Genomic DNA, 23937 nt, shown 5'->3' with positions numbered 1-23937 from the left:
TCTTAGACACAAAAAGTAGCTTCAAACGCATAAACTAAAACTTTTACAAGCTACCTACCTACTAGACCCATACCGTTAATAATTCGATCTAGCATCTCATCTACCGCTGTCATATTACGCGCAGCAGCATTATACGCATGTTGGAAGCGAAGCATATCCGTCATTTCTTCATCCAGTTGCACGCCGCTTACTGACTGCCTACGAATTTCTACATTATCTGTTAAATCGCTACTTTTACTTAAATTAGTCTCTGCAATATTAGCACGTGTTCCAAGATCACTTACAAAAGCGCGGAAGTAATCATCTGTTGTACCGGTAGACAGTGACGTCATATTAGCAGGGAATTCAAATTTCAAGTTACGTAAGCTTGTTAGCGCTAAAGCGATATCACTATTCCCTTTTATCGTAACCATATCCGTGCCGTTCATTTCATATTGACCTGAAGCAGCCACTTTATTTGTATCCTTTTGAATTTCAGGATTAACTTCAATATTATCTATGGAGAATGGTAGTGTTGGATCCTTCAACGTGAAGAAGTCAAGTCCCGTCTCAGCAGGGGAGTTTAATGTATATCCCATTTTATGAACGCCATTAAAACCATCTACAGTAAATTTAGCACTAGTAGTAATTTTCGAACCTGCTGGAATCGTTGTTCCTGCTGCATAGTTTGTTGTTACACCTAATGCATTCACTGCTGTCACATCGTTATCAGCAACCATATCTGTGGAAGTTTTGTAACCATTAGGCATTGTAATCTGAACTTTACCATTAATAAGTGTATCAACTAACGCATCTAGTTGACTGCGTGTTTGTATGATATCAGCTTGTGATTTTTTGTATCCAGCAATTTCACCACTCGTAATATTAGCAACGTCGGCACGAGTTAAAGCTGTTGGTACTTGACCATTGACAACTTGAACACCGCCACTATAGACATTTACCATACCACTTGGGTCCTCTGTATATTGTACATCTACAATTTTGGATAGTTTATCTACAAGTACATCTCGTTGATCGCGATAATCATTAGCATGATCACCAAGCATCTCAATTTTACGAATGGTTTCATTCAATTGCGAGATACCATCAATAAGATTGTTGGCTTCATTAAGCTTAATATCGATATTGCTATCTATATCACCTTCAAGTGTCGTTAAGGACGTTCCAATTTTATTAAATGTATCGGCCATATTTTTCGCATTACCGATAAAATCTACGCGTGCACTAAGTAGGTTAGGGTCACGGTTCATAACTTCAAGTGAGTTCCAAAACTTATCCATAACCGCACTGACGCCGTTATCGGATGGCTCATTAATAATCGTCTGAATCGAATCCATCGTTGCTTTATATATGCTATTTAAACCTTTTTCTTGATTCTCACGACGGTATTGCATATCTAAGTAGCTGTCGCGTACGCGTGTAATACTAGTATATTCTACCCCTGAACCAATCTGACCTGGAGTGAAAATACGATTAAAGCCTGGTGCAGATAATGGTGAAGCATTGATTAGATTAACTCGCTGACGAGAATAACCTTCCGTTGATGCATTCGCTATATTATGGCCTATTGTGCTCAGAGCAACCGATTGCGTTAATATCGCGCGCTTACTCGTCTCTAAACCGTGAAATGATGATACCATGTTTGTCCTCCTAAAACTTTTTATTGACTCCCGTAGCTTCTTTCTGCAGATAAAAAGTAGCATCGCAAGCGTAAGCTTATTAAGCCACTTTACGCTCTTGTGTCATATATCCCTGTTCGTTTCTGAACATCTGTATTCATTGTCGGACGCTTATAAGTTACTTCTTCATCTGGAGGCCCGCATAAAACATCAAGTGAGAAATGTACATACTCTAGTGATTGTTGAATTAATTGTTGGTTAAGTTGATTTGCTTTACTAAGCTTTGTTGATATATCTGCTATGGCCACCTGAATATCTGCTAATTCTTGCTTTTCTTCAGGTATAACTAGCATTTTGGTCATTTCCGATAATGTCATCTTTAACTTCGGACGAAATCCTAGATCTCTTTGTAACTTCGTTAATTGAGTACGAATCACTGCTTCAAGTTCTGGAACAGGTTTCAATGCTTTCGTCTCTTTCATCGTAAGTGCATTAATGAGCTCAATATTATTTTCAATAATTGCTCTCTTTTTTTCATCTGCTAATGTGAATAAGGCACGATAGATTAGCAATAGCTGTCTAAGTTGACTGATCAAAAGTTGAAATGCTGACTGTTCCATCATTGTTCCTCCATATCTAGCGTCACACTATTTGAAGAAAGGCAACAGCTTTTCCGCTATTTTCCCAGACTCTACATAGTAGGTTCCAGATTGCACAGCCTGTTTCAATTCATCCAAGTATTGTGTTCGCTCACTATTTTCTACGCGACTAGTTTCTAGCATCTCTTGTGCTGCTTGTGAAATTTGAACCTCATCTTTACCCATTGATTTTCTATCTTCTTTACGAAACTCCGCTTGGTTTTGATAAGTTTTATTGATTCCATTAATACGATTTATATCATTGATTTTCATTATACTCACCCCATTGTTCTAAAAACTAAAAGCCGATAAGCTACTAGTAGTATTATCGGCTTCTTTGTATTTATTATTAATAGTAAATCCTATTTAAGTGGATGTTTTGAAGTGCCTATTACAATAGAAATTCCACAAGTGGGCTTGCAGAACCGAGAAGATAGAACGCTACTTGAGGAAGGAGGACGCTCCAGTGTACGTAATTGGTACACGAGTCCCGGACTTCCCAAGTTCGTTTTATATTCGATGTCGTATATGCTACAAAGCTAATCATCGTTATCAAAGTCTACTTGTTGAATTACCTCTATTAAGTGCGATCTTTATATGCGTTTATACCTTTATAGGCACCCTTCACCTGTTCATCAGTAAGCTTCTTGCTCTCTGCAATATTTTCTGCATGGAACAAGTTTTTCGAAGCATTCGTCAATCGAGTTCGACAGCTATCACATAGATGATTGTGAGATATTAGTACTCCACATGATTCACATGGATACGTTAAATTCGGTGCATCCATCATTGATATTCTACCTTCTCGTACGAATTTAGTAATTTGCCTAATTGAAACATTCGTCTCATCAGATAGTTCTGTAATCGTTGCTCCTCTATGTTCGCGCAAATACGTTGAACATAACTCGTACTCTTTATCGATATCTCGTACGCAAGCAGGACATACATCTTTGAATCCTTTAGCAAATATTTTTCCGCAACGAGGACAATTGGCAATATTCATATTCTTCTTGACCCCCTTAATCCACTTTACCTTATACTATAATGTATCGTATTTTTCAGGTAATTTCATTAGTACTATATTAAATTAATTAAATTTTATTTTATCTCTCTTATGCTCTAGCCCACGTAAGACTATAAATGGTTACGTCACTTGGTGCACATTCCACTAAAGCTGATGAACAAGCTTCTATCGTGCTACCAGTGGTGTATACATCATCCACTAGTAGAATATTGATTGATGTTCGGCTAGGCGCTTCACTTGTTACTTGACCAGATACTTGATTAGACGCATGGCGCTGTTGATTAATAATAGGCTGAACGGAAGTTGGAATTGAACGCGTCGTCTGTAACACTCGCATAAGTGCCAACCAGTATGAAGCCTCACTAACATATAGTTGTTGGACACTATTTTGCCGCTCCCGCTTGTTCTTTGAACTTAACTTTACTCCGTCTCGCTTTCGATGCAATAGCTCGATAAATGGAAGATTGCTGTACTCAGCAACACCTAGCGCTAATTGCTCTGCTTGATTGAACCCCCGCTCCAACATCCGTTCCTCACTAATCGGCACAGCCGTGACAGCATGCCACAGATGATAACGCTTAGCATATGTACGAATAGTTAGACGCGAGTTCTGCCAATGTTCATACAACCCTTGATCTCTTACCAATTGTAGTGTCACTTGTTCATAAACATGAGATAGCATGTAAGCTATAAGTTCCCTATATCGTGCATCTCCTTGAAATTTATATGTGCCAAGCCACTGCTTCATCTCATCTGTATATTTTACCGCACTTCGATTACAACGCAATGAACTTGTCCTGCGATAATGACAATCTTGACAAACTTGTGCTCGTCCACATCGTGGACATTGTACCGTCGTTATCCATGGAATGTTCGACATACATGTTGAGCAAAGCAGGTCATATAATCGACGATCAATCCATACGTAATGATTACTTCGCTTATAATGATGAGGTATAATTTCTTTTTTACATCGTATACAGCATTTGCTTCTAGCTATTAACCACCATAGCCACTTATTTTGTACAGATGACATAAGGATACTCCTTCTTTATTTCTTGTAATATCGAGTCCAACCCCTACCAATATTGTTCTAATAAATAATGCTCCTTCTTCGCCTGTTTATTCATTCTCTCAATTTGCTTCACAGCACGTAATTGCGCATCATTACGATGTTTGGCTGCAAAATAAACTTTTCCTTTTGGATCATCCGCTGATCTTCCTGCACGACCAGCCATTTGCACAAGCGATGCTTCATCAAATAGTGATCCATCCGCATCACAAATATAAACATCACTTTGAGGAATGGTGACCCCTCTTTCTAAAATCGTTGTTGTCACCAGTATTCTTATATGACGTTGTCGGAATGATGATACCTTTTCTGTCCGGCTTTCATCTTTTGAGGACGTTGCACCAATTACGATATCTTGAAAATAACGTTGTAATAGTGCTACATACGGCTGTGCTTCTGAAATACGTTGTACAAATACAAAGAGCTGCGCTCCTCTTTCAATGGATTGCTTCATGGCTGTAAGTAAATTAGTTGGAATATTAGATTTTTGTAACTGCTGGGCTACTGAAGGTGTCGTTAACATTGTAGGAACGGGGAGTGGATGACGATGGTACCTTACTGGAAGTAACACATAACTAAGTAACTTCGCATTCATTGCTTGTTGTAACTGTCTTGGTAGTGTTGCGGATAACAATATTCTAATACCGCCTAATGTGCTACATTGCGTAGCTACACGATACAACCGAGGATCACCGTGATATGGAAAAGCATCTAACTCATCAATAATGACAAGTTCAAAGGCTCGTTGGAATCGCATTAACTGATGAGTAGTCGCAACGATAAGTTGTCCTTCCTGCCATCGCTGCGAGCTTCCACCGTAGAGCGTTACGATCGATAACTCAGGAAATGCTTTACGTAAACGTGGATCTAACTCTAGAACAACATCGCGCCGTGGAGTTGCTAGCAGCACTTTGCCACCCTGCTTTGTAATATATTCAATAAGTGGAAATATCATTTCTGTCTTTCCTGCCCCTGTCACTGCCCATATTAGAAAGTTTCTATTGTACCGTTGTCGCCACGTTAGTAGCTGTTGCAATTTATTACCGAGTAATTTTTCTAATATATTGTCTACTCGCTGCAATATAGTTGTACTACTATGATTTTTTCTCTCGGATTTGTGCTCTCTATCCTCTGTAAGGACGTTACTGCTTTTACGATGTTTTTCCCTCTTACTACAAACTCTTGCTCCATGACCTTCCTGCTCCTCCACATATCGCTTGTTCTGCAAGTATATATAACTCAGTGCCGCTTTTGTCGCTCTTTGCTGGGCAGGACTAAGATGATATCTATTTAGTTGTACGATTCGACTTGGATGGATTGCATTATACTGGCCACCTACTCCAAGTAAGTGTGATTCATATCGCCCTATAAGCAACAGGCCACAAGTCCGACTCCTACCCATAACAATACATTCCTTGCAATAGAAGCAATCCTCCCCACAATAAATACAGATTGATGATGTTTGTTCTAGTCGACGTTCATAACAACGTAAGCAACAGTACTTAGATTGTCGACTCCTTAAATGTTGTAATTGAACACTACTTCTTACAAGGATACTCCCCTCTACGATGCATTTCCGTAACGCATTATGCCAATCTTGCAGCTCCTCCACATGTCCTTGTTCTGAAATTAACGATTGCAGCTCTGAATAAAGCAATTGTCTACCTCTCATCAACTTCGCTAATTGTAATGCTGCTAGCGTACTAACATTAGCTAATGATTGAGAGGAACCAGCCTCCACCGATCCATCCGTCCAATGCACTTTTATCTCACATTTGAGCATTCGATCTACTGCTGCCCTTGCCAAGTGTAAACTTTTATAACTCCGTTTTCTGGACATCCATTCTCTAACGACATAATCACCAAACGCAAGAGCGATTGGCTGTGAAATTACACTATAAATACATCCTCCATCCAAATAACATATCCAATCCTCTGCCCAAAACTGATTGCGTTTTTCATAAGGAAGCAGTAATAATTTATACTCTACTGATCCGGTCCATATCATTAAATTTGCATACAACAATAACCCCTCCTAAAACTTTTTGTAGCTTTTCAAAATATCAATTCATAAATAAAAAGTAACTTCGGAATCATAAGTAACGCAAAAAAAGCACACAAATGTCCTTAATCGGATCATTTCGTGTGCTTCACGCTTACAATTTATGTCATTATTATAGGTTAGAATGGCAACTTACACAAGTCATCTTGTTTACTAAGATCAATAACTATTGTGTGCTCGGATATGCCGCTAACTCGATCATCCAATGAAATATCATTATGCCTTATACTCCAGCGGTCTACCATCTGACGCAAATCGCCACCAGGCTCTGTATTAACTACCGTTACTTGTATTGGGATACCCATCCATATCGAAAAACGCTTTATGGAGCGATAGTACCATTCTATACTATCCTGTTGGTGATTATCTAACAATACATAATGACGACTTGTAGCTTGCTTACGACTTGAAATGTAATAATAAATATGAACGACAGCAGCAGCGATAATATAGCATCCAATAACAAAAAGCAGAAGTTTAATCATGGTTGATACCCCCTCTTTGCACATTGTATGCAAAATAACGTTAAGCGGTAACCTATACTATCCTACTCTTTTTAAATACAAAAAAAATGGCTATGTCGTATCTTATTCAATAATAAGATATAACATAACCATCGTTTACAATATGAAATATAGCTGTAATATTAGAGTGTAACCCAACCAAATTTAATGGAGTTAATTACTGCTTGTGTGCGATCATCAACTTCCATTTTTTGCAAAATACTACTAACATGGTTTTTCACTGTTTTTTCACTAATAAACAAATGCTCACCAATCATCTTATTGCTCTTACCTTCAGCCATTAAGCGTAGTACTTCTGCTTCACGACGTGTAAGCGGACTTTCTTCTAATGGAATATATGTCGCTCCAATATCAATCGTTTGATTAGCTGCCACGCCTATTTCATCTAAATATGTCATGCGACGCAATTGATTAATTAGTTTGCCTGTTACTTTAGGATGAATATAAGAATAACCTTGCGAAACAGAACGGATCGCATTAACTAATGCCTCTGCTCCCATGTCCTTCAGTAAATAACCAGTGGCACCTTTTCTTAATGATTCAAACACATAGCTTTCATCATCATGAATCGATAATATAATGACCTTTACATCTGGAAATAAGTCCTTTAACCTTTCGGTTGTAACTACTCCCGTCTCGATAGGCATATTGATATCCATCAGTACGATGTCAGGTAATGTATGATTGCAAAACTCTAAAACTTGTATGCCATCTCCACATTCTCCGATTACTTCAATGTCGTCTTCCATATTTAGAATACGTTTTAAGCCTTCACGAAATAATTGATGATCATCTGCTAACACGATTTTAATTTTTGAACTATCGGATGGACTGTTATCTAGCTTACTTATCATAAATTTTCCCCTTTCTTAGGTCGTTGTGAGAGGTATTACTATATTAATTTCTGTTCCTCTACCTACCTCCGATTGAATATCAATTGTGCCTTCAATAAGTTCTACTCGCTCATACATTCCTATCAACCCATAGTGCGTTCTATCATCCGTAGAACTATGGTTAGGATTATTACGAAATCCTTTTCCATTATCCTTCATACTTAAGCGAAGCTTATCCTGTTGAAATGCAAGACCAATCGTTACTCTCGTCGCTTCAGCATGCTTGGTCACATTCGATAATGCCTCTTGCACAAGTCGATAGATCGCAGCTTCCATTGAAGAATTAAGACGTAATTCTTTGCCGAACACCTCAAAAATCGTATGGATTTTATTTTTTTCTTCGAAATCCTGAGTAAGCTTCCTTAACGTAGGAATCAATCCTAGATCGTCTAACGCCATCGGACGAAGATTGAAAATAATTTTACGAATTTCTTCTATACCATTTCTAACTTGATCCTTTAAATCTGTTAATTCGGTTTGTACAAGTGGATATTCTTCCTTCATCAACATTCGTTCTACTATTTCAGTACGAAGTACAATATTGGCTAACGACTGCGCTGGTCCATCATGTATTTCCCTTGCAATTCGTTTACGCTCATCTTCTTGCGCCAAAATAATTTTCAAACCAAGTAGTTGACGGTTTTTCGCTGATTCTAATATTCGAGTAACGTGATCCAGATCACCTGACAAATAGTCGAGCACAACATGCATTTGAGATGCTATTGTTTCTGCCCGCTCAATATTTTTTTCGACATTTCGAACTCGAATTTGAAGATCATCTCTACGAAGTTTAAGATGTTTTTCTTGTTCACGTAAAGTAGCAAGCTGTAGTTGTGTCAATGTCGCCTTCTCATAGGCTCTCTTTATATCCTGCTCACCATAGCGAGTAAATTCACGACTGACCTCTGTTAAACGAATTCTGGCATATCGGTATTCAAGTTCTAACTTGTCAACCTCCTCAATCACCTGAACCGTTTGCTGTAGCACTTGTTCAAGTTCTTTCTCCAAAGCATGTAGCTCGTCTCGAGCTGATTCACACACCTCGTAGATTTGATATTTGCTAGTCTCCATTACTTGAATAGCATTTGAAAATATTCGATTAATATCGACTGAGAGGTGATCCACCGTATCCAGGCACTCCTTTACATTTATTGCTTGTACTATCATATCATAATTGCGCTAACATCCATACTTTTACTGAATAGTTACGCTACGCTCTGTGTGATTATAAGTTACTTTATAGCCTAGCTTCTCAGAGAATAATCTTACTGGAATTAATGTGCGTCCATTCGTTTCAAACGGCGCTACGTCAGATTCATACCGAACTCCATTTAGCACATACTCTTTCTTACCTAATGTCATCTGAAGCATTGTAGAACCATTAAATACCTTTACTACCTTTGTTTTATTATCATATTGCAACGTTGCACCCAATTGTTCTGTAACAAATCTTAATGGCAAATAAGTGTAATCACCTTTCAAAACTGGTGCTACATCAAGTAGCGTAGATTTACCGTTAACCGTTGCTTGTTTTTTACCAATAAACAATTTCACAACAGAGTTCGTATTTTGTGACGAATTTGTAGTTTTTGCATACTGCATAATGTTATCTATTGCAACTTGACCAGAAGTAGCCAGTCCAGCTTTCGATGAATCTAGCGTTATCATATATATTCTTCTTAATTTAACAGAACCCTTCATTGCACTTGTATCTACATTAACTTTTATGTTTTTCCAGCCTGTCCAATTTACACTTTTCGCGATATCAACATAATGCAATTGACCATTGCCATCGATAAGCTCCGCACGAAGCCAATTATTACTTCCATCACCATTCACATCGAATGATAATGCTGTCAAATTAGAGGACAGTGTTCTACCCGCTTCCCCAAGTTTTGCATATGAAGCTTTTGTTCCCGTGCCCGCAGAAAAGTCATAACTAATTTGCAATGCTTTGTCGGCACTATCAGATGTAGAACCTGCTACCAGCTTTGCACTACCTTTTGTTACATCTGCAGGTAGCACTTGACTCGTAATGGAATAGCCAACTGCATTGAAATTCTCAACAGTGCTAACTGATTGTTCATTACTAAATGGAATCATTGTTGTAAAACCATCATAAGAAGCAATGGCATAACCTGTCTTCGCATTCGCATTTACTGATTTTACAGTAATACTACCATCTTTAAATGTACCACTAAATCCGACAAACTCCCACTTCAAATAGTTTCCATCAACTTGATGCGTCTCACCATTTTTCAGTGTAGCCTTAAGCGTCACAGGTAATGTTGCCCCTGCAGATAATGTTCCTACTCCACCAGAAGCTACTAATGATTTAATTTGATCGCCGCCTACAACTTGTAGCTCTTTCAATGCAGAAACGCCACCTGAAGTTGCTTTAACGGATACCGTTCCAGCGGAATTTGCAGTAAAGGTATTACCAGAGAAGCTTCCTTTGTTATTAAGGCTGGACCAACTTACATCCGCACTAATTGGATTATAATAATTGTCATATCCTAGTGCACTAAGATTAATAGACTGGCCAATTAACATTGAATTACCGCCTGAGATGACAAGGCCGTTCAACGAACCTTTAGGTGCACTTGTAAATACACCAATACCATTAGCTACACTACGCAATGAACTTTCTTGCGTTGCATGCGCGAGTGATAGACTAGTGTAACCTAACTTACGTTCTACCATTGTAGTAGATCCGCCGCCATCTAAATTAACAGCTTTATGCGCGCCTAGTGATACAAGCACTGTTTGTAACTCTTTCAAGCTCAACCCAGAATTAGAACCTGATTTTTCAGCAGTGACCATATATACTTTTTTCCCATCTGCAGAGTAACCAATCGCTGTACGAGAAGTATATGAACTACCACTTACACCAGTAATATCGCGTGAGAAGCTAGATGCTTTTCCATTTTCAACGAGCAAAGTATGCCCACTTACCATCATATCAAAATTAGAAGGATCAACCTTTTGCTTCGTTGTCTGTGAAACTAAATTATAGTTAGCATTAACTGTTGATCCTACTGTCATATTTTTCACTAAAAATTGTGCTGCATCCCTATGTCCACGTAGAACATAACCATTGCTCGGAACTGTTGTCTTAATGCTACCATTTTCGACAATTTCCTTAACGATATTATCGACTACTAATACTTCCGTTGGAGTTGTACCAGAATTAATAGGACGCTCTGCTCCACCCCACGCACTAGTATAGATGTATAACTTATTGGAATGACTATACGCTTCACCTGTAACATCAGATGAATATGTAGACTGATTAATTCCTGATAAAGTGAAACTTTGTCCACTGCTTGATGTAACATTCCCTTCAAATGTGTACATATCAATGGTAGGCTTCTTGTCTTTGGTCACGCCAAATGCATACATCCCCTTTAATAATGAAGGGCTCACAACTAGAGAACCTTTTACGATTTGAGAACCTAGTGACGTACCTTCATTCTTCATAACAAATACGTCACCATTAATGGCAGCAATTGCTCCAGTATTTTTGGACATATTCATTACATTTGTTCGTTTACCTACTTGTCCATCCGTTCCGCTAAGTGCCTGCAATGAAATATATGGGTTACTAAGATCAATTTCCATCACATGAACGTCCGTTGATACCGCTTTATAACTTCTAGTTGTCTTGAACGTGTATTCTTTCCGTACAACGCCTGATGAAATAATACTTTCACCTTTTGCTACTAAACTATTAGAATTAGTTGCAGCATCTGCGATATTCATATAATGATTGCTTCCAAACGGTAAAATTTGCTGTATTGGCGTTATTACTAATGCACCCGTTAACATAATCATAATAGCTTTTTTCTTAGTAAATAATTGTTTAATTGTGTATCTACGCATCTTGTAATCTACTCTCCTATTCCATCTGTCTATTATATTAGACTACAAGAGATAATAGAAAGTTTCATTTACTGGTAAGTTTTTTCAGATTGAGAGAGTAAAGTAGATTTAGCAGAAAAAGACCACTACTTTGTATCTAGCAAAGTAGTGGTCTTTCATCTTTAACTAATATTGAAGTGAATCCGTCTTTTTCAAGAGACGCATGATCATTAGCGTTCCTTCTGCACGAGTTGCATTTTGCTTAGGAGATAGCTTCGTCGTTGTTGTTCCACTTATAATGCCTAGGTTAATCGCCGTAGCGACACCAGTCTTCGCATATGAGCTTAATTGTGACTTATCACTATAACCGTTCAATATTGAATCTGCAGAGCTTGATAATGTCGTTGATAGTCCTGCGTAGCTAGCTGCACGAACCATCATTAACGCCATATCTTGCCTAGTAATATAACTATTTGGAGCGAATGAACTGCTTGATACACCAGATACAATGCCTGATGCTACTGCAGCGCCAATATATCCACCCATAACCGAATCACTGTTGACATCGTTAAATTGCTTAGCAGCAGCCTTATTTGCACTTAATCCAAGTCCCTTAACAATATACGTAGCAAATTCACCACGTGTAATGTTTGACTTTGGATTAAAGTTTGAAGCAGAGTGACCTTCTACAATAAATTTACGTGCCATAATTGTAATTTCATTATGAGCCCAATGTGACTTTGTATCACTAAATGTCTTATTACTTTTCACAATTGCATATGCACTATTACCTGGACGTTTGAACGTAATTGTTGTAACTCCATTATTTGACTTAAATGTTGTCGGTACTGCAGAGATAGCAGCAATACCTTCATCATAGAATACAGCTGTTGTATTGCTATTGGTGATACTATCTGAAGATTTCGCTGTGCTTGTAATATTTCCTGTAATTACTGCATTCTCAGATGTAGACCCATTAACAACTTTTAACTCATAGACGAATGGACCTTCTACGATCGTAGCTCCGCTACGATTAATAGCTGTCTCAAGCGATGATGTAGCGGACGTACTGCCTTCTTCGAATGCAATACGTAAATAATTAGAGATAGAGTTACCACCTGATTGGAAAGCTGCTTTATTTAAATCAATTGAGCTTAACGGAATTGAATAACTTAGATCTCCGTGATTAACAACCAGTGTATAGTTCCCCTTCTGTTTTGCCGCCTCTAATGCTGCAATAGAATACGCAACAATTGCAGCTTTCTCTGTAGTTGGAACGTCGAATACGATATTGGCAGTTGTCATATTAGAATTAGCAAGTGTTGTAACTGCTGTAATTAACTTTTCAGTATTCACTGTATATTTAGTGACTGATTTACCACCTGGAGATATATCACTGCTCGTAGAACTTGCAGTTGTCTTTAACAAAATACCATTTGTAGCTGAAGCATAATCATCAGACAGCGCGTCTAGTACAGTGGTTTGATTCGCTACAGACATATTAGTAAAACCATTTACGGTAATACCGCTAGCACTTTTGAGCGTGTTCGCTTGATTGAAGTAAGAGACTGTGGCAATTTCTCCAACTTTCGCAACTGTTGATAATTTCATGACTAGTTGTGCACCATTAATTGAAATGCTAGTAATTAAACGACTATTATCAGACAATCGTACTAAGAAACTATCCGCAGTAGGAACGGAATTCGGATCTAAGTTGCCTGAGAAGTTAAGCGTTAATGTATTACCCTTTAACACTGCCCCTTGTATCGTAACCGCTGATCCTGAACCATTAGAATTACCAGCACCAACAGCCCTATTAGTAAATGATGCTGCCGCATTGTAATCATTATCTAGAAGTGTAGACGATGTTCCAAAATACGATACAGTTATTACATCCGTAGCCGTAGGGACTGATGCAAGAGTAAGTACAACCATATTAGTATTCAGTGTTACTGATGTAACGTTCACGATTCGACCATTTACTAGTACTGTATATTGAAAAGCACCTGGTTTGGACGAACTTCTTATCGCTTCATTATATTGTAAATATAAATTATTACTGGTTAATGTAATCGATTGTAATGTAGGTGCTCCAGCCACTGATCCTGTTCCTCCGGATCCATTGCTTGTCGTACCTACTGTATGATTGAATGAGGCAACCTTATCCGTTGATACTCCCGATATAGGATATAACCCTGAAGTATAGTTTACGACTACTGTTGCATTCGCAGGTAATACTTGGTTCATACTAATAAACAGACTATTACCTGAGCTAACTACACTGCTAATAGTATAAATGGTACCGTTCACCGTTACATTAAACTGTGTATAGGCAAGGTTACTAACCGTATTTAACGATTCGCTAAATGTCATATTGATCGAAGATCCTGAATAATTACTACTTAAAATCGATACATTATTATCTGTGAAGCCGTTCGTAACTGCTTGGTTAGCGAAACTAGGAGCTTGATTACCTGTTAAGTCTCTGATTTGACCATTTGATGGTTTAGTATAGGAAATTGTAACTTTTTGGTTAGAATTCACATTACTAACTAATTTAACAGATACCACATTACCTTCAATAGAAACACTACTAATATTTCTTGCTGTACCACCCACAGTTACATAGAAGCTCGCCGCTGATGGAGATAGTGTCTCATCAAGAAGCTCGTTGTATACGAGGCGAACAATATTACCACTCACTTCACTTTTTGTAATTGCTGGTGGAACAGTATCTCCACCTAATGTTTTGAAACTCCATTGGTATTGATTCAATATTCCAACAAAGTAGTTACCGTTTACGTCCATAATTGATCTATCAGAAATATTAATATAATAATCCGTATCCGCAGATAAACTATATCCATTTCTAGGAGTAATAATAATTCCTTTTGCATCATTAGGATCTTTCTCAACTTTTGCTGGAACTGTCGTCCCATTGCTAGATACAGGTATAAAGTCTACATTATAGTTCACTGTATCAATTAGAATCGACTTATCAAACGTTGCTTTGAACTTTGTAGTCGTAGCAACCGTTGTAGATTGGTTATTAGGTGAAATTGTCACAAGCTGTGGTGCTGATGCACTTGCGGATACTTGGAAATTGTAAGCATTAGAACTCGGAGTATTAATTGCTTGATTACCAGCCGCATCTGCAAAAGCTGAGTTATTAAATTTCACATAATATCTCGTTGCTATCGAGAAGTTTTTCGCAGCCTCAGACCCTCTTTGGCTATGTGGATCTATCGTAATGATCTGACTACCACCACCAGTTACACGGTCAGATGTTACTGAAATTGAACGATATAATGCATTAGAGTTATATTCACGAATTTCAATTGATCCACTCTTAGGAAATACATTTTCATTAAATGTCAGTATAATCTTGTCATTCGCACCTACAGTTACACTTCCGTATAATGGAGATGTTGTAACAATGTACGGCGGCGATGTATCTACACTAGAGCCTGTTGTAAATACCCAGTCGGTAGCATTGTGAATCCCATAAAAAATCGCGGAGGAATTACCTGATTGGGTAAACACTCCTGCATCAATCGTTACATAATAACTTGTGTTACTCTCGAGCGCATATCCAGTATTAATTGTTACTTTAGAACCTGAATACTGGACATTTTGACTTGCTCTAGTTTCAAATACGGTCTGATTATTACTTACTTTACGAACTCTAATCATTTTATTACTGTTGATATCTGTATTACCTTGAACGTTTTTGTCGAATTCCAAGACAAGACTAAGACCGCCAGTAACATTAACACTGGAAGCACCAGCTGCTGGCGTTTTTGATATTAACTGCAATGGACTAGCTGCAGTTGTAAATGTCCATGAACCACCTGCATAGTAGTTACCTGATGCATCTACAATATTACTTGGTGATACTGTAACTGTATAAGTAGTTGACGGAGTTAGTGGCATTGTCGGGATAATCGTAATAGCACTAGATCCACTCCCTGTTACCTCACTAGAGGTCAATGGAATATCACGATTATCTGTATTGCTTCGTAATGTGATGTTGCCAGTTGCTACATACACCGTTTCATTAAATATAAACTGCAATGGCGATGTAATCTGCACTAAAGGACAATTATAACCTATTGCACATAACCCATTTGTAACTGAGGTTATTTGTGGTGGAATTGTTTCAAATGTTTTAATCGTGCGAAAATTCCATGTTGAAGCCTCATTAATACCATTACTTAATGCACTGTTTGATTCATTGGCTACAGCACCAGCCTCAATTAAAATATAGTAATCAGTATCAAGCGCTAATGTAAGACCTCTCGCATCTAGAGTCAGTACATTATTAGATACGGTTACTCTATAATCACTCATAGCATATTTCTCAACCAATGAGTTTGAAGAGTATTTGTAAATAGCGATATTTTTTGATAGATCATTCTTCTTAATACTTTCATCAAATGTCACTTTAAATATGGAGTTCACTGGTACATTACTTGTACCATTAGCTGGACTCAAACTTACGATTTGCGGTCCTGATACAGCTGCTTTAACTGAATAAGAATCGCTCCATATAGGCAAAAATAATTGTAATACTAACGTGATTGCTACTAACATTGCAAGTTTTTTTCTCGCCTGCATTTCATTCACTCCTCAATAATACATTCGTATAGTATTTGTCGGCTTTCATGGGACAAAAATGAAGAGAATCTTCATAAGAAAGCTTATTTGATTCTATTTACCTAAACAAAAAAACCATAATTTACATCTATATAGACGTAAATTATGGTTTAAAAGTTTCTTTATTAGTAAATATTTGAAAAGTTTCTAACGAGGCTTTTCAAGCATTAAATATATTGTTTAGAGGCCGTTATCATTGCTAATAATAACGATTATGCAAGTGCATCTGTGCGCAATAGATCTGCTTTGTCAATGCGTTCCCAAGGAAGATCAACATCTGTACGGCCAAAGTGACCATAAGCAGCTGTTTGAGAGTAGATTGGGCGACGAAGATCAAGCATTTTTATAATACCCGCTGGACGTAGATCAAAGTTTTTGCGAATAACTTCAACTAGTTTTTCTTCTGCAACTTTACCCGTACCATAAGTATCAACGTTGATTGATACTGGTTGAGCAACACCAATTGCATAAGCTAATTGAATTTCGCATTTATCAGCAAGACCTGCTGCAACGATGTTCTTCGCTACATAACGTGCTGCATATGCTGCTGAACGGTCTACTTTCGTAGGATCCTTACCAGAGAATGCACCACCGCCATGACGAGCGTAACCGCCGTATGTGTCAACGATAATCTTACGACCTGTAAGACCAGCATCACCTTGCGGTCCACCGATTACGAAACGGCCTGTTGGGTTAATGAAGTATTTTGTTTGCTCATCAAGCCATTCTGGAGCAACAACTGGTTTAATAACTTGTTCCATAATATCAGCTTGTATTTGCTCAAGCGTTACTTCTTCAGCATGTTGCGTCGAAACAACGATGGTATCTACACGCAACGGTTTGCCATCTTCATACTCGATTGTAACTTGAGTTTTACCATCTGGACGTAGATATTCTAACGTACCATTTTTACGCACTTCGGCCAATCGACGAGCGATACGGTGTGATAATGCGATAGGTAGCGGCATCAGCTCAGGAGTTTCGTTCGTTGCAAAACCAAACATTAGACCTTGGTCACCAGCACCAATGTCTTCATTTTCTTGTTTAATGTCTTTACCATCACGAGATTCAAGAGCAGCATTAACCCCTTGTGCGATATCAGCAGACTGCTCATTAAGAGAAACTAATACTGCACTTGTCGCAGAGTCGAAGCCATATTTCGCACGAGTATAACCAATTTCTTTAATCGTACGACGAGCTATAGATGAAATATCAATAAAATCTGCTGTACTACTAATTTCCCCTATTACAAGTACTAACCCTGTAGCAACTGAAACTTCACATGCAACACGCGCATTAGGATCAGCTTCCAGAAATGCATCTAGAACCGCATCAGAGATTTGGTCACAGATCTTATCTGGATGGCCTTCTGTTACTGATTCTGATGTGAATAAATGGCGTCCTTTTACCGACATCCGTATCAACCTCCCATGTACTGAACATAAATATATAAAACCGCAGCATATACACAACAAAAAATGAACCTTTCCCCGAAGGAAAAGGTTGTAATACAACACTTCTAACATAAAATAATACAGAAGTTTAGTGTTTGTGTCAATGCAAGTAAATGCCTATAAGCCTACACTAGCGTTGTCCGAGCACTTGCTCAGCTTGCTGAATGAGACGCTTAGTAATTGAACCACCAATATATCCGACGTTTCTTGTCGACATTGTAGACCAGTTGATCGTACCGGCACTTGGCGAAGCTCCACCTAGTTCATCTGCAAATTCGGAGTAATAATCACTGCTTGTAGTACCTGCTACACCTAATTCTGCTGCTATCTCATACTTCATTGCATTCAAAGCCGCTTTACATTCTGGAACGACACAACTACGCTTTGCCATTGTAAACCCTCCATTTAATAAGAATAATTTCCTTCATATTATGTCGTGAATACTCAATAGCTACACTGATGAAACATTTCTAACTGTTCCTTATTTTTCTTTTACCTTATAAATCTTACATGCTGGACGCACTAAAAAATCCTCATCTTACGTTAAGTAAGATGAGGATTTTCGAATAATGATATTATATTATTGCAAGTAGTAAGAACCTTTAACCAATACTATAAGTGAACCTGTTGTGCCTGCTGCCGCTTGAACACCTCGTCCATCGCGTGGGAACCATATCTCATGATTCGTTGGTACAGCTACACCATTCTTAATGTCCACACCATCCGTTACATCAGATATCCCGTTACTATCAGAGCTGTAAGCAATAGCTTTACCAGAACGAATAACGATTTCACTGCCTGCTTTAACCATCAATATGCGATCTGCAGGAACGGTAACAACCTCTAACGTTGCTGTGGTAGTACCGCCTGTAGAGCCGCCACCAGATAGCTTAGCCATCTGTTCGTCTACATAACTCTTTGTAACCACTGGATCACTTACCGTTCCGGGTGTTACCGAACTAGTACCGACAGATAATGCATTACCAATTAGTGAACCGCTAATAATACCGACGGCAAGAATAGCAGATGCACCTAACCATTTCAACTTACTCATCTTGTAATTTCACTCCTCTCTCGCAAATACTCTACTATTAAGATACTAGATTAAGAGAGGAAATGCTAGATTTCTACTGTACATTTCCAAATAGGAAACTACTTGTAGCAATTAGTTTTTTGTGATTTTGGTATTGAGCATAGATATTGATCTGATACGTACCTGGATTTATTGCTTGTAACGCTGAATTAGTATAGCTGAATTCTTTCTTCTGACGAGTTGCTACCACAAGCGAACCTTCTGTTCCATCACCAATTGGGAATACTTGAGAGAATTTCGCTAGAGAATTAGTTTGATCAACATACTCTACGACAATACTTTGAGCATCGCTGTATGCAGGAGCATTCTCACGAGCTACTATATCATAGTTAAATCCAACTTTAATTGTATCTGGAATAAACCCTTGTGAAGTATCTAGTTGTGCATAGAAAGAATATAGTGCTACATCATAATTCATAAAGCTAAGTTTAGAGAAATCAGTAGCAATCGGAGCTTCCTTAAAGATATGTTGTGTATACACAGGATTAATAATAACGTTTGCTACTTCAGCTGCTCCTTCGGCTGCCGCCCCAGCAACTGATTCTCCAATATACAGATTTAACTTTGCATCTTCATAATTTTTTGGAATTACTGCCCACACACTTAAGACAACTTTTCCATTAGGAAGAATTTTAGATTCATAATTTTTCACATTAAGGTCAATTATATCTTGATTACTATTTTCGATATATCCTTTTAATTTAGAAGGCATCGCTGAACGTTGCTCTTTGTTCTCGTATTGAAGCTGTGCAAAGAACATATCTGTTTGTTTGCCACTATAAATCTGAGAGTCGATAACCGTTACTTCTCCACGACTACCAAGTGTATCAATTTTATAGCTTTCATTGCTTCCAAGAAGCTTAGCTTTCGTCATAGCGGACACTTTGAATTGATGAATTTTTTTAACGCCTTCCGTTGCTTGCTCATTCATATTGAAGACAATATTGTTCGCACTTTGTATATAAGGAATTTCAGTATACGTTATGATACGATAGCTTTGATTAGGAGCAATCGCAAGTAGACCATCTAGATTAATAACCTTTGTAGCCTCTGGCGCTAATTTTACCCCATCAATTTCAAATTGTCCGTTAACTTTAAGCATTGCTTGTGCTTTTGTTCCTTTGTTTGTTACTTTGAACTCCGCAATAAGCAAATCTTTAACTCCGTTTGGTATACGTTGCAGCGATACTTGTTCTACAAAGTTTCCTTGATAAGTAACGCTATTAGAAGCTGGCTTCGTCTCAACGCTACCGCTTCCAATACTAATCTTGAAATTACCTAGGAAATAACTATTGGTACTATCTTTCTCACGTAGAAATAGTACAAACTGACTTTTCTTTAAGTCGATGTCAGAAGGCATTTCACCCTCTAGTTCTATATCTCTCTTAATTTTAGGCAACAGATTAGTATCTGTTCCTTCAGCTGGTAATAACGGATATAAATATCCTTTTTCAGTCTTTATAAAATACTCAAAACCGGGAATACTAAGTTTAGATGAACTTTTGTTTTCAAGTGTAATCTTCGTTTTAAGCTTTGTATTAGTAGAACTGTAGTTTAGTGTACTGTCTTTCACCGTTACAGCTATTTCACTACCATCAACCTGGTATGATGTGGCTGTATTTGCTTTACTAGCTACCGTATCCTTTAATACTGGAAGACCAAACGTAATACGTGGAAGACTCAATCCACCTTCTTCATCCTTATACATAACGACAATCGAAGCATTTTCTTTTGCAAAATTTTTAGCTACGGTTGTAGATAGAAGAATTGTTTTACGTTCCTGTGGCTTTAATGTTAGATCGGCAACAGATGAAACTAATGGAATCAATGTTCCTTTGCCATCTGATAAATAATAACTAACTGCTTTCATATCAACAGTTGTATTACTCTTATTACGCATACTTAAATCTACATTAAGATAGCTGTATTTTTCATCAGAGTACATTTTGTATGAAGATACTAACATGTTCAAAGATGATTTATTTACAATAAGCTCTTCAGCTTTTTTGTATGTAGTAACACCATTATCAGCGGACTTGATCTGTCCAACAACACTTTCGTAGTTGTTAACACCAAAGTCCCATCTAATAATATCAATTTTTAGATCAGTAAGTTGTTCCTTATCATCAACATATGCATAATATGTTAAATAAGTAGATGAATTTGGAATAACAACTTTTTTCGCCTTATCTTCAGTAATTAGCTTTGTAATATAGGCTTTGTTATTGCTACCTTTGATCTTTGCCCAATAATCAATAAGTTGAACACTTTTACTAGAATTATTCTGAATAATCAATGTATAAGCTACAAGCTTACCTGATTCATCCTTAACAATCTGAGCATCATATAATGATACAGTAACTCCTGAACTTAAGTTTACAGCTGTAGCCGCTTGAGCAACTTCTTGTCCACCTAGAAATGAACTTGGTAGCAGTAAACATAAGGATAACGCAATAATAATCATTTTGTTATATAGACTATTGTTCCTTAACAACGATACCCCTCCTCTTCTATTATGTTAAACGCGGTAACATAGGAAAAAGTTGCATTTAAAATAAAAAAACTGCTAAGTCCGGAGACTTAGCAGTTTAGTTTAATCGAATAATCGATTATTGAACAACAACGTTGATTGTGAATACTTGACCAGCAATCACAACTGTAAGAAGTGTAGTACCTGCTGTAGTACCAGCAGTTAGTGTAGTACCATTAACAATAGAGCCATTTGCTGAGTAAACAACAGCACCAGTGATTGGAGTAACAGCACCAAATTGGTTTGTTGCAGTAAATGCACCGCCATTACCAGCTGCATTTCCGAATAGTTTTTCAGAAATATTTGCGTTTTTATCAACAGTAATTGCATTTACGTTTTGTGCAACTTTATTAATGTTAGTTGGTTTTGTATCAAGAACAGTAATTGTGTAAGTACCAATAACTACATTGTTAACTTTAACAGTGATTACAGAAGATCCTGCTTTTACACCAGTTACAGCATCAGTAGCGTTAGTAGTGATTGCATCAGAAGAATCTTTTTCAATTACTACACCAGTAGTGATTGCAGCGATGTTGTTACCGTTAGAATCTTTTTCATAAACTTTAACAGTTGCTGTAGTAGGATTCTTTTTGTTTGCATCAGTTGTATTAGTGTTTGCATCAAGAGTAGTATTGCTTAGTTCAACTGCATAACCAACAAATGTTCCTTTATCAACAACATTTACAGTTACAGCAGTAGTAAGGTTTGTTCCAGTTACTTTGAACGTTAGAACAGTAGTACCTTTATCAGCATTTGCAGCAGGTGCCAACAATGGCAATGTAGCTACACCCTCAGCGTTGTAAGGAACAGATGTACCTACTGCTACAACACCACTAGTAGAAGAAGTGATTTCTAGAGTACCTGCAGTTCTAATGTTGTTACCATATTGATCCTTAACATTCAATTTAACTTCACCTTGAAGGTTAGAACCTTTTACCAAGTTAACAACTGATTTTTCAGCTGAAACTGAAGCAATTTTAGCATCATCTTTAACTGTAACTACTACAGATTTAGAAACTGTTTTGTCACCGATTGTACCAGTGATTACTACAGTTGCAGAACCGTTAGCAACTGGTTGAACAATACCAGTAGTTGCATCAACAACTAGTACAGTTGGGTTAAGAGATCTGAAGTTAGCTTTATGAGTTACTGAATTCAAGATAGTAGATACGTTTTTAGCATCAACAATCTCAGCTACTAGAGTACCTGGAGTGCCTTTGAAGATTGAAAGTTCAGGATCAGTAGTAGTACCTAAAGTTACTTTACCGATTGAAGAAGCAGTGTTCAAAGATTGTTTAACGTAGATAATTACGTTACCAGTTGTAAGCTCAGTGTTTTTAAGTTTTGCAGATACTACAGTATGAGCGCCATCAACGCCAACTGCAGCTGCTGTAATTTTACCGTTAACGATATTAACTACAGAAGATGAAGCTACAGCATCGATATCAGCATAAGTGTAGTTAGCTGAGATGTCGTTACCTTCAGCGTCTTTAATTACAACTTTAACTTCTGCATTTTGTTCTACAGTAGTTGCTTCAAATCCGATAGAAGCTGGAACAGCTTTTACGTATTTGAATTCAGCAGTTCCAGAAGAAAGAACTGAAGTAGCTTCTTTGTCAGAAACGTTAGTTGCAGTTACAACATAGTCTTTGTCAACAGTCAAAGCGTCAACTAGTGTAATTGTTGCTACAACGCCACTTACAGTTACGTTTTGAATTACTTGTACTGAATCGTTATCAGCACGTTTTACAGAGAAATTGTTAGCAGTTACAGCGCCAAGATCATTGTTGAACTCAACTTTAACTGTTTTTTGGTTAGTACCTTTTGCAGAAAGAACTTCTAGGTCAGTAACTTCATAGCCTTTAAGACCAAGAATAGTACCTAGTTTTTTGCCATCGATTTTGTAATCAAGAGCAGTTAAAAGTGATTCGTAGATATCGCCACGAACAGCGTTATCAGTTTTAACTAGATCAGCAGATACTAGTTTCAATTCAACAGCTTTTTCAAAAGCTGCAGCGTAATCAACTTCAACGCCTAGAACGCGAAGTAGTACTGCTGCGAATTGTTGGTTAGTGATAGAGTTACCTACACCAAATTTAGTAGCAGTTTCACCAGTGAAATATCCTTCAGCTTTCGCCCAAGAGATAAAACCGTTGTAGAATTTAGAATCTACATCTGTGAAACCGTGAGTGTTTGCAGTAGCTTTTGCTACATCTTCTTTACCAAGTAGACGCGCGATTAGAACAGTTACGTCTTGACGTTTCCAGTCTTCTTTTTCAGCAAGACCGTCGGAAGTACCTTTAATAATACCTAAATCTTCTAATTTTTGACCTGCAGTTTTTTCAGCTGCAGATACAACTGTTGCGAACATGGAGAATACCATGGCAATCGCAACTAATAGGGATAAACTTTTTTTCATAACCTTTTTTTCTCCTCCTCTAAATTGCTTCGGTTGTTGAGAGTTTTGTTTTGATAATAAATGGCTCGTTTTACTCATAGCCAATTCACCCC

At 37.7% G+C, this 23937-nt stretch carries 16 protein-coding genes; all 16 read right to left on the bottom strand.

Going from position 1 to position 23937, the window contains the following annotated elements:
* Positions 1 to 50: 50 nt before the first annotated feature.
* The 16 genes from flgK to NAG76_07565 all read right to left on the bottom strand — a co-directional run bounded on the left by flgK (position 51) and on the right by NAG76_07565 (position 23923).
* Complete coding sequence (flgK, locus tag NAG76_07640) at positions 51 to 1640, bottom strand: flagellar hook-associated protein FlgK (GenBank protein ID URN96091.1); 1590 nt, start codon at positions 1638 to 1640, stop codon at positions 51 to 53.
* 89 nt (positions 1641 to 1729) lie between these two features.
* On the bottom strand, positions 1730 to 2239 hold the full coding sequence (locus NAG76_07635) for a flagellar protein FlgN (protein ID URN96090.1): 510 nt from the start codon (positions 2237 to 2239) through the stop codon (positions 1730 to 1732).
* Between the two features lie 27 nt (positions 2240 to 2266).
* Positions 2267 to 2530 (bottom strand): flagellar biosynthesis anti-sigma factor FlgM, encoded by a 264-nt coding sequence (flgM, locus tag NAG76_07630; GenBank protein URN96089.1) that lies wholly within the window; start codon positions 2528 to 2530, stop codon positions 2267 to 2269.
* Positions 2531 to 2837: 307 nt separating this feature from the next.
* On the bottom strand, positions 2838 to 3260 hold the full coding sequence (locus NAG76_07625) for a flagellar protein (GenBank protein URN96088.1): 423 nt from the start codon (positions 3258 to 3260) through the stop codon (positions 2838 to 2840).
* Positions 3261 to 3369: 109 nt separating this feature from the next.
* On the bottom strand, positions 3370 to 4317 hold the full coding sequence (locus NAG76_07620; GenBank protein URN96087.1) for a hypothetical protein: 948 nt from the start codon (positions 4315 to 4317) through the stop codon (positions 3370 to 3372).
* Between the two features lie 43 nt (positions 4318 to 4360).
* Positions 4361 to 6376, bottom strand: a complete 2016-nt coding sequence (locus NAG76_07615; GenBank protein ID URN96086.1) for a DEAD/DEAH box helicase — start codon at positions 6374 to 6376, stop codon at positions 4361 to 4363.
* A 158-nt stretch (positions 6377 to 6534) separates the two neighbouring features.
* A complete protein-coding gene (locus NAG76_07610; GenBank protein URN96085.1) occupies positions 6535 to 6900 on the bottom strand; it encodes a hypothetical protein in 366 nt (121 codons plus the stop codon).
* A 161-nt stretch (positions 6901 to 7061) separates the two neighbouring features.
* A complete protein-coding gene (locus NAG76_07605) occupies positions 7062 to 7793 on the bottom strand; it encodes a response regulator transcription factor (protein URN96084.1) in 732 nt (243 codons plus the stop codon).
* A 15-nt stretch (positions 7794 to 7808) separates the two neighbouring features.
* Positions 7809 to 8957 (bottom strand): sensor histidine kinase, encoded by a 1149-nt coding sequence (locus tag NAG76_07600; protein ID URN96083.1) that lies wholly within the window; start codon positions 8955 to 8957, stop codon positions 7809 to 7811.
* 69 nt (positions 8958 to 9026) lie between these two features.
* Complete coding sequence (locus tag NAG76_07595) at positions 9027 to 11714, bottom strand: stalk domain-containing protein (GenBank protein URN96082.1); 2688 nt, start codon at positions 11712 to 11714, stop codon at positions 9027 to 9029.
* Positions 11715 to 11879: 165 nt separating this feature from the next.
* Positions 11880 to 16310: an Ig-like domain-containing protein gene (locus NAG76_07590; GenBank protein ID URN96081.1), complete on the bottom strand. Its 4431-nt coding sequence runs from the start codon at positions 16308 to 16310 to the stop codon at positions 11880 to 11882.
* Positions 16311 to 16561: 251 nt separating this feature from the next.
* Positions 16562 to 17764: a methionine adenosyltransferase gene (gene metK / locus NAG76_07585; protein ID URN96080.1), complete on the bottom strand. Its 1203-nt coding sequence runs from the start codon at positions 17762 to 17764 to the stop codon at positions 16562 to 16564.
* 169 nt (positions 17765 to 17933) lie between these two features.
* The gene (locus NAG76_07580) at positions 17934 to 18194 is read right to left on the bottom strand and encodes an alpha/beta-type small acid-soluble spore protein (GenBank protein URN96079.1); all 261 of its coding nucleotides are present in this window, start codon (positions 18192 to 18194) and stop codon (positions 17934 to 17936) included.
* Between the two features lie 189 nt (positions 18195 to 18383).
* The gene (locus tag NAG76_07575; GenBank protein URN96078.1) at positions 18384 to 18857 is read right to left on the bottom strand and encodes a hypothetical protein; all 474 of its coding nucleotides are present in this window, start codon (positions 18855 to 18857) and stop codon (positions 18384 to 18386) included.
* Positions 18858 to 18930: 73 nt separating this feature from the next.
* On the bottom strand, positions 18931 to 21390 hold the full coding sequence (locus NAG76_07570) for a hypothetical protein (GenBank protein ID URN96077.1): 2460 nt from the start codon (positions 21388 to 21390) through the stop codon (positions 18931 to 18933).
* Positions 21391 to 21505: 115 nt separating this feature from the next.
* Entirely contained in the window at positions 21506 to 23923 is a 2418-nt protein-coding gene (locus NAG76_07565; GenBank protein URN96076.1) for an S-layer homology domain-containing protein, read from the bottom strand.
* Between the last annotated feature and the right edge of the window lie 14 nt (positions 23924 to 23937).

The organism is Candidatus Pristimantibacillus lignocellulolyticus (assembly GCA_023639215.1).
Taxonomy (GTDB): Bacteria; Bacillota; Bacilli; order Paenibacillales; family Paenibacillaceae; genus Pristimantibacillus; species Pristimantibacillus lignocellulolyticus.
Note: the sequence above shows the minus strand (reverse complement) of the source record. Positions and strands in the feature narration are given on the sequence as shown.